The organism is Ensifer oleiphilus (assembly GCF_013371465.1).
GTDB lineage: Bacteria > Pseudomonadota > Alphaproteobacteria > Rhizobiales > Rhizobiaceae > Ensifer > Ensifer oleiphilus.
The window spans coordinates 291,131-306,936 of record NZ_JABWDU010000002.1 but is presented as its reverse complement, the minus strand read 5'-3'; the positions used below and the strand labels follow the sequence as shown (position 1 = coordinate 306,936).

Here is a 15,806-nt window from a genome sequence, read left to right as displayed (position 1 = left end):
GGATTTTCGAACGGGGCGGCCTTGGCCGCCCCTTTTCGTTTGGCGCCTGTGGCGTCTTCACGCTTAGGCCGCAGGCGCGGATGTCAGGTCACGGACGGCATTGCCTCGTTCACTACGCTATCCTATGTCACCTGTCAGGCTGGCAGCCGACGTGAGGAGCAAATCGATGGCGACAGTGATCCTGTTTCATTCCATCCGCGGGTTGCGCGCACTCGAACGCGACGCCGCCACGCGGCTGCAGGCCCTTGGTCATCACGTTCTCACGCCGGATCTCTTCGACGGCCAGGTTGCCGGCTCGGTAGACGAGGGCTTCGCGCTCAAGGACAGGATCGGCTGGCGCACACTATGCGAGCGGGCGGAAGCGGTCGTCGCCGGCCAGCCGGCATCGGCTGTCCTTGGCGGTTTCTCCTTCGGCGCTGCCGTCGCGTCACACCTCTGGGCGAAGCGGCCGGAAACGTCGGGTGTTCTGCTGCTGCATAGCATCGTCGGGATTCCTGAGAATGCACGCGACGGCGTGCCGGTACAGCTGCATCTGGCCGATCCGGATATCTACGAGCCGGCGGAGGATGTCGCCGCATGGCGGGCACTGGCGGACCGGTCGCCGATTGCACTCGAAGCCTTCAGCTATCCCGGTGTCGGACATCTCTATACGGACGCCTCTCTGCCGGATTTCGACGCCGAAGCTGCAAGTCTCACCTGGGGCCGTGTCGAACGGTTTCTCGGGGCGCTGTAAGTCCGAGCCTTTTCATAGGGGACGCCGCTTCTCGTATCGGACGTCGCCATTCGCCATCGTGTCGACATGGATCCAGCCGTGTTTGCGGTAGAAGCCATTGGCGCGGATGCCTTCGCGGCCGTCGGTCTCGAGCCAGATGGTCTCGTGGCTGCGGAAGAGGGCGGTTTCCGCCTCCTGCAAGAGCAACCGTCCAAGTCCCAGCCCTTCGAAATCAGGGTTGACGAAGAGCGCGAAGACGGAGCCGTCCTCTTCGTCGATCGAGGAGAATGCGGCGGGGGTGCCGTCAACCTCGGCGATCCAGATACCGGCGTCGGCTGCCAGCATTTCGACCAGTGTCGCCGGCGTGATGCCCATTTCCGACAGCTGTTCGCGCGAGAGGTGGTTCTGGACGACGCTGGTGCGGATGTCGAAGATCGCCCCGACGTCTTCGGCTCTGGCTTTTCTCACGACGATGTTCATCTCGGACCCTCTGCTTTCTGCACGAGTGTCGTCTACCGATGCGATGTCAGTGCGTCCACAGCTTGCCGCACGGCGCGACAAGCTGATCGGTGTTGGTGCCGCAATACCACAGGGCGCATTCGCTGGGCCGGGCGTTACCGCTTGATCGAGACGGGGACGGCGGATTGAAACTCCGGCTGGCTGAGGCTTTGCAACGTCTCGGACGGCTGGCCGTCGATATGGCCGATCACCGCCTTGGCGAGTTCGCGGCCGGCAACCCGGATGTCCTCGTACATGGTCACCACTTCGGGGCGGAGCCAGCGCAGAAAGTCGCTCGGCACCTTGGACACCATGTCGGCATCCTTGCCGAGCGTCTTTTTGGCGGCCTCCAGCCCGGCAATCAGCGCGATCGCGCCCGAGCCGCTGCCCGATACGATGCCGTCGGGTGGATCGTCCGATCGCATCAGCGTCTCGAAGGCGTCGCGGATCTCGACCAGCGTGTGGTCGATGTTGATGTGGTGGAAGCTAACCGCATCCGCCTGGAAGTCGCGAAGTGCGCGTTCGAAACCGGCTCGCATGTGGGAATAGAAGGTCAGGTGCGGCGGCGGCTCCAGGAGCACCAGCCGTTTGCGGCCGCGCTCCACCAGCTCGCGCACGGCCTCATAGGCAAAACGTTCATTGTCGAAGTCGTGATAGGGGTGGACGACCCCCATTTCGGTCCGGCCATGGGTGACGAAGGGCAGGCCGCGCTCCGTCAGAAGTGCCACGCGCGGATCGTGCGGTTCCGTGCGCGAGATGATCACCCCGTCGGCAGCACCGGTATCTAGGATGTAGCGGATCGGCGCCAGCGCATCCTTTGTGGCGCTATAGGGCGTCACGACAAGATGATAGGGCGTGCCGGCAAGCACTTCCGTGATGCCGACGACCATGGGGCTGGTGATGCCCATGATTTCTTCTTCCAATGTCAGCACCAGGCTGATGACATTGGTCTTGCCCGTTCTCAGCCGCACGCCGGCGCGGTTCGGCTGGTAGCCGATCTGCTTGGCGACGAGGCGTACGCGCTCCTTGGTTTCAGCGCCGATATCGGGTGCATCCTTCAGCGCGCGCGAAACGGTGGTGATGCCAAGCCCGGTCATGAAGGCGATCGTCTTCAGCGTCGGCCTGCCGCCATCCGGCGGCGGCGTCAGCGGTCTGTTCTTCGTCTTGCTGTCCATCGCCGTCCCCACACCCGCCCTTGCCGTTGTCGCCCGCCGTCCCATATCGCGTCACTTCTTCGCCTTATATACGAAATGTGACGAGGAGCTATCCTGCTTCGGGAAGATGGTTCTGCGATAAATCTGTAACGATACAGTAGCGCTGTCGAGCATTTTTGTTGCTGCACTGCGGTGAATGAAACACTCTGGTTGAGTGGCCTCCGTCGCATCAAGCATTGTGCGCCTGCGAGAGAGCATATGCAGCAAAATCGGTGGCACTTTGCGCAATATGCATCAGAAACAGTGAGATATTCGCCTGTCGTGTTTTGCTTTCCAGATCCATCCGTAAGGATCGAGTGTTCATTTGATGGCCGTAAACACCCCTATAGGTTGCAACAAAAGTTTCTGTTTAAATTCATTGGGGTGGGAGTTGCGGACTGAGAATGTTTCCTCTAAGTTTTTTACGGTAACGTTACAGTGAGGGAGGAGACTCATGAATTTACGTTCTTTCGCGGCCGCTTTGGCGGTGACGGTGGCGCTGCCGCTCGGTGCGGCAAGTGCAGCAGATCTTGAAGTAACCCATTGGTGGACATCGGGCGGCGAGGCGGCTGCAGTGGCCGAACTCGCAAAGGCTTTCGATGCGACCGGCAACCATTGGGTTGACGGTGCAATCGCCGGCGCGGGCAGCACGGCGCGGCCGATCATGGTCAGCCGCATCACCGGTGGCGACCCGATGGCAGCCACGCAGTTCAACCATGGTCGCCAGGCTGAGGAGCTTGTCGAAGCCGGGCTGATGCGCGACCTTACCGATGTCGCGACCAGGGAGAAATGGAAGGACATCATCAAGCCGGCAAGCCTGCTCGATTCCTGCACCATCGATGGCAAGATCTATTGCGCACCGGTCAACATCCACTCCTGGCAGTGGCTCTGGCTGTCGAATGCCGCCTTCAAGCAGGCGGGCGTCGACGTGCCGAAGAACTGGGACGAGTTCGTCGCAGCAGCGCCGGCGCTCGAAAAGGCCGGCATCGTGCCGCTCGCCGTCGGCGGACAGGCGTGGCAGGCCGCTGGTGCGTTCGACGTGCTGATGGTGGCGATTGCCGGCAAGGATACGTTCCAGAAGGTCTTTGGCGACAAGGACGAGGAAGTGGCCGCCGGTCCCGAAATCGCCAAGGTGTTCAAAGCTGCGGACGATGCGCGCCGGATGTCGAAGGGCACCAATGTACAGGACTGGAACCAGGCGACGAACATGGTCATCACCGGCAAGGCCGGCGGGCAGATCATGGGCGACTGGGCGCAAGGCGAGTTCCAGCTTGCCGGCCAGAAGGCCGGAACGGACTACACCTGCCTGCCGGGTCTCGGCGTCAACGAGGTCATCTCGACCGGTGGCGACGCCTTCTACTTCCCGCTTCTGAAGGACGAGGAAAAGTCCAAGGCGCAGGAAGTGCTGGCATCGACGCTGCTGAGCCCTGCGACGCAGGTTGCGTTCAACCTGAAGAAGGGTTCGCTGCCGGTGCGTGGTGACGTCGACCTTGCTGCCGCCAACGACTGCATGAAGAAGGGCCTGGACATTCTTGCCAAGGGCAACGTGATCCAGGGCACGGACCAGCTTCTGTCGGCCGACAGCCAGAAACAGAAGGAGGATCTGTTCTCGGAGTTCTTCGCCAATGCGTCGATGACGCCGGAAGATGCGCAAAAGCGCTTTACCGACATCATCGCCTCGGCGGAGTGACCGACCAGCTCTGACCTGCCGGCCGCCCAGGCGTGGCCGGCCCTGGTCTCCCGTTCGGCGTGGCGCTAGCCGTGCCGTCGGTCCGTGTCGAACCGGTTTCGACACGGACCGGGGAGGGCTGTCAACGTGACGAGGCGGCTGCCGGGGGATCTTCCTTCGCGCACTTTCTGCCCGTCATCCGAAGCAGAATGCAGTTCCGGAGGAACGAAACATGGCGGGTCACACACGCGGTTCGGGTCGACCGAACCAGTGGTCGCGGAACCTGAATGCGAAATTTGCCTCCGTCCCGATGATCCTGACGGCCGTGGTCATCTTCCTCGGCGGCACGATCTGGACGGTCGTCTATTCCTTCACCAATTCCAAGCTCTTGCCGCGGCTCTCGTTCGTCGGCCTTGATCAGTACGAGCGGCTCTGGGCGGCGCCGCGCTGGCTCATGTCGGTCCAGAACCTGTTGATTTACGGGTTCTTCTCGCTGGTTTTCAGCCTCGTCATCGGCTTCGTGCTCGCAGCGCTGATGGATCAGAAGATCCGATTTGAAAACACTTTCCGCACGATCATGCTTTATCCCTTCGCGCTGTCCTTCATCGTGACGGGCCTCGTGTGGCAGTGGTTGCTCAACCCGGAATTCGGCATCCAGTCGGTGGTGCGCTCGCTCGGCTGGACGAGCTTTGCCTTCGATCCGCTCTACAATTCCAACATCGTCATCTACGGCATCCTGATTGCCGCACTCTGGCAGGGAACCGGGCTCGTGATGTGCCTGATGCTCGCCGGCTTGCGCGGCATTGACGAGGACATATGGAAGGCGACCCGCGTCGACGGGATCCCGATGTGGAAGACCTATCTGCTGGTGATCATCCCGATGATGCGCGGCGTCTTCATCACCACGCTGGTGATCATCGCGAGTGGCATCGTCAAGGTCTACGACCTCGTCGTGGCGCAGACGAGCGGCGGCCCGGGAATCGCTTCGGAAGTGCCGGCCAAATACGTTTACGATTACATGTTCCAGGCGCAGAATCTCGGCCAGGGCTTTGCCGCCTCGACCATGATGCTCGTGACTGTCGCCATCATCATCGTGCCCTGGGCCTATCTCGAATTTGGGGGAGGGCGCAAGCGTGCCTGAGATCGTCGCTTTCAACACAATCGACGCGGGCATCGAGCCCGAAGCGGAAAAAGTCCAGGCGCGGGCGACCCAGGCGGGTCCACGGGGCCGAAAGCCGCGCCGGGCGCTTTCGGGCCGCAACATCATGATCTACGGCACCCTGATCGTCGTGGCGCTCTACTATCTGCTGCCGCTCTACGTCATGATCATGACGTCGCTGAAGGGCATGCCGGAAATCCGGCTCGGCAACATCTTTGCACCGCCGCTTGAAATCACCTTCGAGCCCTGGGTCAAGGCCTGGTCGAGCGCCTGCACCGGCCTCAATTGTGACGGGCTTTCGCGCGGCTTCTGGAACTCGGTGCGCATTACCGTTCCCTCGACAATCGTGTCGATCGCGATTGCCTCGATCAACGGTTACGCGCTTGCCAACTGGCGGTTCAAGGGTGCGGACCTGTTCTTCACCATCCTGATCGTCGGCGCCTTCATCCCCTATCAGGTAATGATCTACCCGATCGTCATCGTGCTGCGCGAGCTTGGCGTCTATGGCTCGCTGACCGGGCTGATCATCGTGCACACGATCTTCGGCATGCCGATCCTGACGCTTCTGTTCCGCAACTATTTCGCCGGCCTGCCGGAAGAGCTGTTCAAGGCGGCGCGCGTTGATGGTGCCGGTTTCTGGACGATCTATTTCCGCATCATGCTGCCGATGTCGATGCCGATCTTCGTCGTCGCCATGATCCTGCAGGTGACCGGTATCTGGAACGACTTCCTGTTCGGCGTCGTGTTCACAAGGCCCGAATACTACCCGATGACCGTTCAGCTCAACAACATCGTCAACTCGGTGCAGGGCGTGAAGGAATACAACGTCAACATGGCGGCGACCATCCTCACAGGCGCCGTTCCGCTTTTCGTCTACTTCGTCTCCGGGCGGCTTTTTGTCCGCGGCATCGCCGCCGGCGCAGTGAAAGGGTAAGGGCATGGAAAACGTCAGCGTATCGGTCAAGGATCTGTCGTTGAGCTTCGGTGCCGTCACTGTGCTCGACACGCTCAACCTCGACATCAAGGACGGCGAATTCCTGGTGCTGCTCGGCTCGTCCGGCTGCGGCAAGTCGACCTTGCTCAACTGCATCGCCGGCCTCTTGGATGTCAGCGACGGCCAGATCTTCATCAAGAACAAGAACGTTACCTGGGAGGAGCCCAAGGACCGCGGCATCGGCATGGTGTTCCAGTCCTACGCGCTCTACCCGCAGATGTCGGTGGAGAAGAACCTCTCCTTCGGGCTCCAGGTGGCGAAGGTCGAGAAGACCGAGATCGACCGGCGGATCAGCCGCGCCGCCGAAATCCTGCAGATCCAGCCGCTCTTGAAGCGCAAGCCCGCCGAGCTTTCCGGTGGCCAGCGCCAGCGCGTGGCGATCGGCCGGGCGCTGGTGCGCGATGTCGACGTGTTCCTGTTCGACGAGCCGTTGTCGAACCTCGATGCCAAGCTGCGCTCGGAGTTGCGCGTGGAAATCAAGCGGCTGCATCAGTCGCTGAAGAACACCATGATCTACGTCACCCACGACCAGATCGAGGCATTGACGCTGGCCGATCGCATCGCGGTGATGAAGAGCGGCGTCATCCAGCAGCTTGCCGATCCGATGACGATCTATAATGCGCCGGAGAACCTGTTCGTCGCCGGCTTCATCGGCTCGCCGTCGATGAACTTCTTCCGCGGCGAGTTGCAACTGAGAGACGATCGGGCCTTCGTGCATGCCAATGGCGTCGATTTCGACGTGTCGGCCTATCCGTCGCGTGGGCCCTTCAAGGCAGGGCAGAAGGTCGTTCTCGGCGTCAGGCCCGAGCATGTGCGCGTCGACGAGGCATCGAGCGGCCAGCCGTCGCATCAGGCCGTCGTCGATATCGAGGAGCCGATGGGCGCCGACAATCTGCTCTGGCTGAAGCTTGCCGGACAGTCGATGTCGGTGCGCATCGCCGGGCAGCGGCGCTACAAGCCGGGAACGGCGGTCACGCTGTCCTTCGACATGGCGGTCGCCTCGATCTTTGACGCGGTGAGCGAAAACCGTCTTTGAACATTGCGAGACGCGCCGGCTTCCATCACCCGGCGCGTTTCGACACACTGGCATGCCGGCACCGTCGCCGGGGATCAACGGAATGTGGAAATGCTCTTAGAGGACCTGAACCGAACCGCTGTCCATCTCGACCTTTCAGGCGACTGGCAGCTCATTGCCAGCGACCAAAGCCATGCCGTCCCCATGGTGCTGCCGGGCGACGTGCACACGGCGCTGCAAAGGGCCGGCATCATCGACGACCCCTATGTAGGCCGCAACGAGGACGACGTTCAGTGGGTCGCGCACAAGGACTGGGTGATCGAGCGCACGGTGTCGATCGCTTCAGGCGATCTCGGCGGCTACTGGTATCTCGACCTCGACTGCATCGACACGGTCGCCTCCGTCTTCGTCAACGACCTGATGGTGCTCGAAGCCGACAATTGCTTCCGCCGCCATCGCCCGGATGTGTCACGCGCGCTGGTCGCGGGTGAAAACCGCATCCGCATCGTGCTGCCGTCCTCGATAGCTGAGGGCGCGCGCCGGCAGGCGGCCCAGCCCTTCTACGTGCCCTATCACCCCGGCAACTCGCCGATCGCCAACGGCAACATGCTGCGCAAGCCCCAGTGCCACTTCGGCTGGGACTGGAACATCGCGATTGCGCCGCTTGGCGTTTACGGAACGCTGGCGCTGCGGCGGCTGGAGATCGCTCGCATCGAGCATGTTACGACAAAACAGATCTGGCTCGACGACGGATCGGTCGATCTGCAGGTGACCGTCACGCTTTTCTCTGACGGCCCGGGCATCCTGCCCATTCATTTCTCGCTCGACGACCAGAGGGAGCGGCTCGATTGCGCCGTCGGGACTGGGGAGACCCGGATCACCCATGTCTTTACCGTGACTGCGCCGAAACGCTGGTGGCCGGCCGGAAGCGGCGAGCAAAACCTTTCGCTGCTGACTGTCGAGGTGCCGCAGGAGCATGTGAGCCGACAGATCGGTTTTCGCACGATCGAACTCCTGACTGACAAGGACGACGCGGGCAGCCGGTTTGCCTTCCGCGTCAACGGTCGGGAGATCTTCTGCCGGGGCGCCAACTGGATACCGGCCGACGCGCTAATGTCGCGGGTAACGCCAGAGGGTATCGAGGACCTGCTGACGTCGGCGGTCGATGCCAACATGAACATGATCCGCGTCTGGGGCGGCGGCTTCTACGAGCCGGACTGGTTCTACGATCTTTGCGACCGGCTGGGCCTGATGGTCTGGCAGGACTTCATGTTCGCCTGCAATCTCTATCCCTCGACGCCGGATTTCCTCGACAATGTTGCCGCCGAAGTCGACTACCAGGTCAAACGCCTGTCCTCTCATCCGTCGATCGCGCTCTGGTGCGGCGACAACGAGCTGGTCGGTGCGCTCACCTGGTTCGACGAGCCGCGCAAGGATCGCGACCGTTATCTCGTTTCCTATGACCGGCTGAACCGGACGGTGGAAGTGGCGCTGAAGGGCGCCTTGCCGGAGGCGTTGTGGTGGCCCTCAAGCCCGGCATCCGGCTATCTCGATTTCGGCGACGCCTGGCATTCGGACGGTTCCGGCGACATGCACTACTGGTCGGTCTGGCACGAGAACAAGTCCTTCGACAATTACCGCTCCGTGCGACCGCGCTTCTGCTCGGAGTTCGGCTTCCAGTCCTATACGTCGATGCCGGTCATTCGCCAGTTTGCGGCTGAGAAGGATCTGAACATTGCCGCCCCGGTGATCGAGAGCCACCAGAAGAATGTCGGCGGCAACGAGCGCATCGCCGGCACGATGTTCCGCTACTTCCGATTTCCTAAGGACTTTCCAAACTTTGTCTATCTGAGCCAGATCCAGCAGGGGCTGGCGATCCGCACGGCCGTCGACTACTGGCGCTCGCTCAAGCCCCATTGCATGGGCACGCTCTACTGGCAGCTCAACGACACCTGGCCGGTGGCCTCCTGGTCGAGCCTCGATTACGGCGGCAGCTGGAAGGCAATGCACTACATGGTGCGGCGCTTCTTCCAGCCGGTGGCCGTTGCCGCCATTCCGTCAAACGACGGCAGGGAGATCAGATTCTCGATGGTCAACGACACCGCCGCGCCGGTGACGGTGGAGCTGCAGGCCTTCGTCGTCACGCTTGACGGCAAGCGCGAACCGCTGATGGCAGCAGCCGGCACATGCCCGCCGGACCGGGCCACGACCCTGGTGAGCATCGCTGCACGCGACATCCCCGCCAACGCGCTGTTGTTCTGGTCCTTCGAGGCATCCAACGGCATGCGGGGCGAGGGGCATCACGTGAACGCAACCTACAAGGCGCTCGATCTTCAGCCTTCCGGGCTGACGCTTGCCGTAGCGCCGGCGGATGACGGTGTCTTCGACGTTTCAGTCACGGCCGCCGGCTTGGCCCTGCATGTGATGATCGAGGCCGATGTTGCCGGGCGCTACTCCGACAATGCCTTCGATCTGACTGCAGGGGAAACCAAGGTCATCCGCTTCACGCCGAAGACGCGATTCGCCGAAGGTGTGATGCCACGTTTTGCCGTGTTCGATCTTGAATCCTGCCAGGGAAAGGGGTGACCCATCATGAAACGTAGCCACGTCAACGACATCATCGCCCGTAGCGATGCCTTCATGCGCAGCTTCGGCTTCACGCTTCCACCCTTTGCCTACTGGAAGCCGGAGGAGCTGAAGGCGCGTGTCGCCTCCGATTGCCCTGCCATCTTCGATGCCCGCCTCGGCTGGGACATTACCGATTACGGCAAGGGCCGTTTCGACGAATTCGGCCTGGTGCTCTTTACGCTTCGCAACGGCGATGCCTCGAACCTCAGGGCGGGGCAGGGCATGGTCTATGCCGAAAAGCTGATGATCACCCTGAACGGACAGGTCAATCCGCTGCATCGCCACGCCATCAAGACCGAGGACATCATCAACCGCGGCGGCGGCACGCTGGTGCTGCAGATGTACAATTCGCGCCCCGACGGCAGCGTCGATGAGGACAGCGATGTCGAGGTTGCGACCGATGCGCGGCTGAGAAGGCTGAAGGCCGGCGATCTGCTGAAGCTCCTTCCCGGCGAGAGCGTGACGCTTCTGCCCGGCAACTGGCACGCCTTCTGGGCGGAGGATGGAGACGTGTTGATGGGCGAGGTTTCGACCGTCAACGACGACCTCACGGACAATTACTTCCGCGAACCCGTCGGTCGCTTCTCGGCGATCGAGGAAGACACATCCCCCGTCCACTTGCTGGTGTCGGACTACGACACCTGGCTCAGGGCGGGATGACAACACGGGCGGGAGGTCCCTGTCCCGTTCCCACCGATCAGACCGATCACGATGATTTCCCGAGGAGGATCTTTGATGAAAGACGTCAGTTTCCAGCTCTATAGTGCCCGCAATTTTCCGCCCTTTGCCGACGTTTTGAAGGCGCTTGGCGAGGCTGGCTACAGCCAGGTCGAAGGCTATGGTGCGCTCTATGCGGCGCTCAGCGATGCCGAAATCGCAAGTTTCAAGAGCGGTCTCGACGACAATGGCCTGGCCATGCCGACGGCCCATTTCGGCCTCGATATGCTCGAGAGCGATCCGGCGCGGGTGCTCGAAATCGCCAAGGCGCTTGGCATCCAGGCGATCTATTGCCCTTACTTGCTGCCGGAACACCGCCCGACGGATGCTGCCGGATGGCGCGCCTTCGGCGAGCGCCTGCAGAAAGCCGGCAAGCCCTATCGCGAGGCTGGCCTGATCTTCGGATGGCACAACCATGACTTCGAATTCGCAGCCCTGCCGGATGGCAGCATTCCGCAGGACCTGATCTTTGCCGGCGGGCCGGATCTGTCCTGGGAAGCCGACATCGCCTGGATCATCCGCGGCGGCGCCGATCCGATCGCCTGGATCAAGAAATATGCCGACCGGATCACCGCCGTGCATGTGAAGGACATCGCGCCATCAGGCGAGAAGAAGGACGAGGACGGCTGGGCCGATGTTGGCGAAGGTACGGTCGACTGGAAGGGGCTGTTCCAGGCGCTCTCGGCCACCAAGGCGCGCTATTTCATCGCCGAGCACGACAATCCGAGCGACTTCCAGCGTTTTGCCAAGCGCTCTCTCGCCTCCATCCAATCCTATTGAGAAACAGGTTTAGTCCATGACCAAGGAACTTGGCGTCGGCATCATCGGATGCGGCAACATCTCCACCACCTATTTCAAGCTTGCGCCGCTCTTCAGGGGCATCAAGGTCGTTGCCTGCGCGGACATCAATCCGGCGGCGGCGCAAGCACGCGCCGCCGAGTATGGCGTCAAGGCCGAGAGCATCGAGGCGCTGCTCGCCAACCCGGATGTCGACATCGTCGTCAACCTGACGATCCCGGATGCCCACTTCCCGGTGTCGAAGAGCATTCTGGAAGCCGGCAAGCACGTCTACTCGGAAAAGCCGCTGGTGCTGTCGCTGGAGCAGGGTGAGGAACTCCGCGCACTTGCCAGGGCGAAGGGCCTGACGGTCGGCTGCGCGCCCGACACCTTCCTCGGCGGCGCGCATCAGCTTGCCCGCAGCTTTATCGACGCCGGCAAGATCGGTCGCGTGACGTCGGGTACCTGCCACGTGATGAGCCCCGGCATGGAGATGTGGCATCCGAACCCGGACTTCTTCTTCCTGCCGGGAGGCGGGCCGATCCTCGATCTCGGGCCTTACTACATCGCCAACCTGATCAATCTCATCGGTCCGGTGAAGCGCGTGGCGGCACTGTCGTCGATGGCCAATCCGACGCGCACGATCACCAGCGAGCCGCGCAACGGCGAAGAGATCCCGGTGAAGACGCCGACCAACATCCACGCACTGCTGGAATTCGCAAACGGCGCGACGATCACGCTGTCGGCAAGCTGGGATGTCTGGTCTCACCGCCATGCCAATATGGAACTCTACGGCACTGAAGGTTCGATCTTCGTGCCCGATCCCAATTTCTTCGGCGGGACGGTGGAAGCAAGCGGCCGCGACAAGAACATCCAGCCGCTCGAAATGTGGGATCATCCCTTCGCGGTCGAAAACCAGGAACACCCACAGGGGCCGATGGCAAACTACCGCACGGCCGGTCTCGCCGACATGGCGATCGCCATTCTCGAAGGGCGTGATGCTCGCTGCTCGCTCGACCGCGCGCTGCACGGCGTCGACGTGATGGTGTCGATCCTGAAATCCGGCGAGGAAGGGCGGTTCATCGAGCTTTCGACCACCTGCACCCAGCCGGCCGCACTTGGGATCGAGGAGGCGAGGGCGCTGCTGATCGAGCCGGAAGAAGAAATATCGGGAAATCGTACCGCTGCCGCTTCATAGCCGCACCGGACCAGTTTAGACGTTTCTGAACAGAGGTTTCCGCAGCCGCGGAAACCTTTCTCATTTTGCAGGATGGCGGGTGTTTGCCGCCATCGAAATCGCGGAGGAATTGCGATGACCTGGCTACCGGCGGAAAACCGCTACGACACCATGAAGTACAACCGGGTCGGGCGCTCCGGCCTGAAGCTGCCGGCGATCTCGCTGGGGCTCTGGCACAATTTCGGCGGCGACACCCCGCACGACCGCAAGGTCGACATGTGCCGGACCGCATTCGACCTCGGCATCACCCATTTCGATCTCGCGAACAATTACGGCCCGCCTCCGGGCTCGGCCGAGACCGCCTTTGGCGAAATCATGCGCACGGACTTCGCGCAGTTACGCGATGAACTGATCATCTCGTCCAAGGCCGGCTACGACATGTGGGCGGGTCCTTATGGCGAGTGGGGCAGCCGCAAGTATCTGATCGCGTCCTGCGACCAAAGCCTGAAGCGCATGGGCCTCGACTATGTCGACATCTTCTATTCGCACCGCTTCGATCCGGACACGCCACTCGAAGAGACCTGCGGCGCGCTCGACCATATCGTGCGTTCGGGCCGGGCGCTGTATGTCGGCATCTCCTCCTATAATTCGCAGCGTACCCGCGAAGCGGCCGCGATCCTGAAGGAGCTGGGCACGCCGTGCCTGATCCACCAGCCGAGCTATTCCATGCTCAACCGCTGGATCGAGGACGACGGTCTCGTGCACACGCTGGAAGATCTCGGCATCGGCTCGATCGTCTTCTCGCCGCTCGCCCAGGGCATGCTGACGACGAAGTATCTCGGCGGCATTCCGCAGGACAGCCGTGCCGCACAGAACCACTTCCTCAAGAAGGACTTCATCCGGCCCGAGATCATCGACAATATCCGCAAGCTCAACGCCATTGCCGAAAAGCGCGGCCAGACGCTGGCGCAGATGGCGCTTGCCTGGGTGCTGCGCGGTGGCCGCATCACTTCGGCGCTGATCGGCGCGAGCCGTTCCGAGCAGATCGTCGATTGCGTCAAGGCGCTCGAAAACGACACGTTCACGGCGGAAGAACTGGCCGAGATCGATCTTTACGCCCGCGAGGCGGACGTCAATCTCTGGGCGACTTCGGCCGAGCTATAGTCAGCCGAAAATATTGATTTGCCTCGATTTTGGGCAATGAACATCGCCTTCCGGCGCATTAGACAAAAGTCGAACATGCGCCGGAAAGCGCCCGCTGGACATGCATAAGTGAGCGTGTAAGGTGCGTCGATGCCGCCGGTTCGCGTTGCGACACGGATGGCTCTGAGGCATGTCGCACAAAAGTGCGAAGCGGTTTTGTGATGACGGCATGCGCAGAAAAAAATGGAAAGCGCAGGGAGCGATCCCCAGAGATCGCGATGCGCTTGTGGAGGAGGAGCGGGGCCTCGCACGCATCACAAAGGCGGTGAGGTTCCATTTGGGCGGAGGCACAGCTGCGGCTGCGCCGGAATCTGCCTTGGCGGAAATCGGGAGGAACCATGGATCGCCGTTCATTCATTAAAAACGCAAGCCTCGGTGGCTTGGCTGCAGCCGGCGCGTCCGCGCTTGCATCGCCGGCGCTTGCGCAGGCAAATCCCAAGATCAACTGGCGCCTTGCATCGTCGTTCCCCAAGTCGCTGGACACGATCTATGGCGGCGGCGAAGTCCTGTCGAAATACGTTTCAGAAGCGACCGACGGCGCTTTCCAGATCCAGGTGTTTGCAGCGGGTGAAATCGTGCCCGGCCTGCAGGCAGCTGACGCGGCTGCTGCCGGTACGGTCGAAGCCTGCCATACGGTCGCATATTATTATTGGGGCAAGGATCCCACCTGGGCGCTCGGTGCAGCCGTTCCCTTCGCGCTCAATGCGCGCGGCATGAACGCCTGGCACTACCATGGCGGCGGCATCGACCTCTTCAACGAGTTCCTGGCGACCCAGGGTCTCGTCGGCTACCCCGGCGGCAACACCGGCGTGCAGATGGGCGGCTGGTTCCGCAAGGAAATCAAGACCGTTGCCGACATGCAGGGCCTGAAGATGCGCATCGGCGGCTTCGCCGGCAAGGTGGTTGAAAAGCTCGGCGTCGTGCCGCAGCAGATCGCCGGCGGCGATATCTACCCGGCGCTCGAAAAGGGCACCATCGACGCTGCCGAATGGGTCGGCCCCTATGACGACGAGAAGCTCGGCTTCTACAAGGTCGCGCCGTACTACTACTATCCCGGCTGGTGGGAAGGTGGCCCGACGGTCCACGCAATGTTCAACAAGGCGGCCTTCGACGGTCTGCCGAAGAACTACCAGTCGCTGTTGCGCACCGCCTGCCAGGCAACCGACGCGAACATGCTGCAGAAGTACGACTACCTGAACCCCTCGGCGATCAAGCGCCTGGTGGCTTCGGGCGCCAAGCTTAGCCCGTTCAGCGCGGAAATCCTGTCGGCCTGCTTCGACAAGGCGAACGAAGTCTACGCCGAAATGGAAGCGACGAACCCGACCTTCAAGAAGATCTGGGATTCGATCAAGGCATTCCGCGGCGAGTATTACCTCAACGCTCAGATCGCCGAATACAACTACGATACCTTCATGATGATCCAGCAGCGCGGCGGCAAGCTCTAAGCTTTCGGCTGCACTCGATTGCCAGAGCCACCCGCAACTTCGGTTGCGGGTGGCTTTTTTGTTCCACCTCCCGACCAGCATCTCCCCCGGATTTCGTGGTAAGGTTGCGGCATCAACGCCTGAGGAGGAGGATGTCATGCCGAGCGAAAACCAATCGATCGTGCACGGTCCGGATGGCGGCCGGCGCTACGACATGGGTGCGATACAGGCGGTGTTCAAAGCGGACGGCCCGGAAACGCAAGGCCGGTTCTCTATTTCGGAATGGTGGGTGGAGGCGCGGCACGAAGGCCCGGGCGCGCACAGCCATGACGACAATGATGAAATCTTCTACGTGATCGAGGGAACCGCCAGCATTCTCGTCGGCGACACCTGGCACCGGATGGAGAAGGGATCGATCTGCGTCATTCCGCGCGGAACCCTGCACGATTTTCGCAACGAGAGCACGTCGCGCATGGGCCTGCTCAATGTTTATGTCGGCGGGCCGTTCGAGTCGATGATGCCCATGATCGTCGACTGGTACCGCGACAACCCGGCAAAACGGCTGGAGTGAGCGGGGTCGCCCGCCGCATGCCGCAATCGTCCTGCCCATTGGCTGAGGTCAAGGCCGGAAGATGGTCTC

General features: G+C 61.8%; 14 protein-coding genes. 12 read left to right on the top strand and 2 right to left on the bottom strand.

Annotation, left to right across the window (positions count from 1 at the left end; all coding sequences use genetic code 11):
- Positions 1-166: 166 nt before the first annotated feature.
- On the top strand, positions 167-733 hold the full coding sequence (locus HT585_RS08185; protein WP_176352451.1) for a dienelactone hydrolase family protein: 567 nt from the start codon (positions 167-169) through the stop codon (positions 731-733).
- 12 nt (positions 734-745) lie between these two features.
- Here HT585_RS08185 and HT585_RS08180 read toward each other — a convergent pair whose 3' ends face one another.
- Entirely contained in the window at positions 746-1,192 is a 447-nt protein-coding gene (locus HT585_RS08180) for a GNAT family N-acetyltransferase (protein ID WP_176352450.1), read from the bottom strand.
- A 134-nt stretch (positions 1,193-1,326) separates the two neighbouring features.
- Positions 1,327-2,385: a LacI family transcriptional regulator gene (locus tag HT585_RS08175; RefSeq protein WP_176352449.1), complete on the bottom strand. Its 1,059-nt coding sequence runs from the start codon at positions 2,383-2,385 to the stop codon at positions 1,327-1,329.
- A 472-nt stretch (positions 2,386-2,857) separates the two neighbouring features.
- Between HT585_RS08175 and HT585_RS08170 the strand changes: the two genes are divergently transcribed.
- From HT585_RS08170 to HT585_RS08120, 11 genes are all read left to right on the top strand, one after another.
- Positions 2,858-4,093 carry an ABC transporter substrate-binding protein gene (locus HT585_RS08170; RefSeq protein WP_176352448.1) on the top strand — a complete coding sequence of 412 codons (1,236 nt, stop codon included), beginning with the start codon at positions 2,858-2,860 and terminating at the stop codon, positions 4,091-4,093.
- 211 nt (positions 4,094-4,304) lie between these two features.
- Positions 4,305-5,213, top strand: coding sequence for a carbohydrate ABC transporter permease (locus tag HT585_RS08165; protein ID WP_176352447.1), 909 nt, complete (start codon positions 4,305-4,307; stop codon positions 5,211-5,213).
- A 124-nt stretch (positions 5,214-5,337) separates the two neighbouring features.
- The gene (locus tag HT585_RS08160) at positions 5,338-6,165 is read left to right on the top strand and encodes a carbohydrate ABC transporter permease (protein ID WP_246707643.1); all 828 of its coding nucleotides are present in this window, start codon (positions 5,338-5,340) and stop codon (positions 6,163-6,165) included.
- Positions 6,166-6,169: 4 nt separating this feature from the next.
- Complete coding sequence (locus HT585_RS08155) at positions 6,170-7,261, top strand: ABC transporter ATP-binding protein (RefSeq protein ID WP_176352446.1); 1,092 nt, start codon at positions 6,170-6,172, stop codon at positions 7,259-7,261.
- A 90-nt stretch (positions 7,262-7,351) separates the two neighbouring features.
- Positions 7,352-9,826, top strand: coding sequence for a glycoside hydrolase family 2 protein (locus tag HT585_RS08150; RefSeq protein WP_176352445.1), 2,475 nt, complete (start codon positions 7,352-7,354; stop codon positions 9,824-9,826).
- Positions 9,827-9,832: 6 nt separating this feature from the next.
- Positions 9,833-10,528: a D-lyxose/D-mannose family sugar isomerase gene (locus tag HT585_RS08145; RefSeq protein WP_176352444.1), complete on the top strand. Its 696-nt coding sequence runs from the start codon at positions 9,833-9,835 to the stop codon at positions 10,526-10,528.
- A 75-nt stretch (positions 10,529-10,603) separates the two neighbouring features.
- Entirely contained in the window at positions 10,604-11,365 is a 762-nt protein-coding gene (locus HT585_RS08140) for a sugar phosphate isomerase/epimerase family protein (protein ID WP_176352443.1), read from the top strand.
- Positions 11,366-11,381: 16 nt separating this feature from the next.
- Complete coding sequence (locus HT585_RS08135) at positions 11,382-12,560, top strand: Gfo/Idh/MocA family protein (protein WP_176352442.1); 1,179 nt, start codon at positions 11,382-11,384, stop codon at positions 12,558-12,560.
- A gap of 114 nt (positions 12,561-12,674) precedes the next feature.
- Entirely contained in the window at positions 12,675-13,703 is a 1,029-nt protein-coding gene (gene mgrA / locus HT585_RS08130) for an L-glyceraldehyde 3-phosphate reductase (protein ID WP_176352441.1), read from the top strand.
- A 377-nt stretch (positions 13,704-14,080) separates the two neighbouring features.
- Positions 14,081-15,187: a TRAP transporter substrate-binding protein gene (locus tag HT585_RS08125; protein WP_176352440.1), complete on the top strand. Its 1,107-nt coding sequence runs from the start codon at positions 14,081-14,083 to the stop codon at positions 15,185-15,187.
- Between the two features lie 136 nt (positions 15,188-15,323).
- Positions 15,324-15,737, top strand: a complete 414-nt coding sequence (locus HT585_RS08120; RefSeq protein ID WP_176352439.1) for a cupin domain-containing protein — start codon at positions 15,324-15,326, stop codon at positions 15,735-15,737.
- Positions 15,738-15,806: the final 69 nt, after the last annotated feature.

Bases quoted from the DNA above. Each gene is read 5' to 3' on its own strand.
- HT585_RS08185 (WP_176352451.1), top strand. From the start codon at position 167: ATGGCGACAGTGATCCTGTTTCATTCCATCCGCGGGTTGCGCGCACTC.
- HT585_RS08180 (WP_176352450.1), bottom strand. From the start codon at position 1,192: ATGAACATCGTCGTGAGAAAAGCCAGAGCCGAAGACGTCGGGGCGATC.
- HT585_RS08175 (WP_176352449.1), bottom strand. From the start codon at position 2,385: ATGGACAGCAAGACGAAGAACAGACCGCTGACGCCGCCGCCGGATGGC.
- HT585_RS08170 (WP_176352448.1), top strand. From the start codon at position 2,858: ATGAATTTACGTTCTTTCGCGGCCGCTTTGGCGGTGACGGTGGCGCTG.
- HT585_RS08165 (WP_176352447.1), top strand. From the start codon at position 4,305: ATGGCGGGTCACACACGCGGTTCGGGTCGACCGAACCAGTGGTCGCGG.
- HT585_RS08160 (WP_246707643.1), top strand. From the start codon at position 5,338: ATGATCTACGGCACCCTGATCGTCGTGGCGCTCTACTATCTGCTGCCG.
- HT585_RS08155 (WP_176352446.1), top strand. From the start codon at position 6,170: ATGGAAAACGTCAGCGTATCGGTCAAGGATCTGTCGTTGAGCTTCGGT.
- HT585_RS08150 (WP_176352445.1), top strand. From the start codon at position 7,352: ATGCTCTTAGAGGACCTGAACCGAACCGCTGTCCATCTCGACCTTTCA.
- HT585_RS08145 (WP_176352444.1), top strand. From the start codon at position 9,833: ATGAAACGTAGCCACGTCAACGACATCATCGCCCGTAGCGATGCCTTC.
- HT585_RS08140 (WP_176352443.1), top strand. From the start codon at position 10,604: ATGAAAGACGTCAGTTTCCAGCTCTATAGTGCCCGCAATTTTCCGCCC.
- HT585_RS08135 (WP_176352442.1), top strand. From the start codon at position 11,382: ATGACCAAGGAACTTGGCGTCGGCATCATCGGATGCGGCAACATCTCC.
- mgrA (WP_176352441.1), top strand. From the start codon at position 12,675: ATGACCTGGCTACCGGCGGAAAACCGCTACGACACCATGAAGTACAAC.
- HT585_RS08125 (WP_176352440.1), top strand. From the start codon at position 14,081: ATGGATCGCCGTTCATTCATTAAAAACGCAAGCCTCGGTGGCTTGGCT.
- HT585_RS08120 (WP_176352439.1), top strand. From the start codon at position 15,324: ATGCCGAGCGAAAACCAATCGATCGTGCACGGTCCGGATGGCGGCCGG.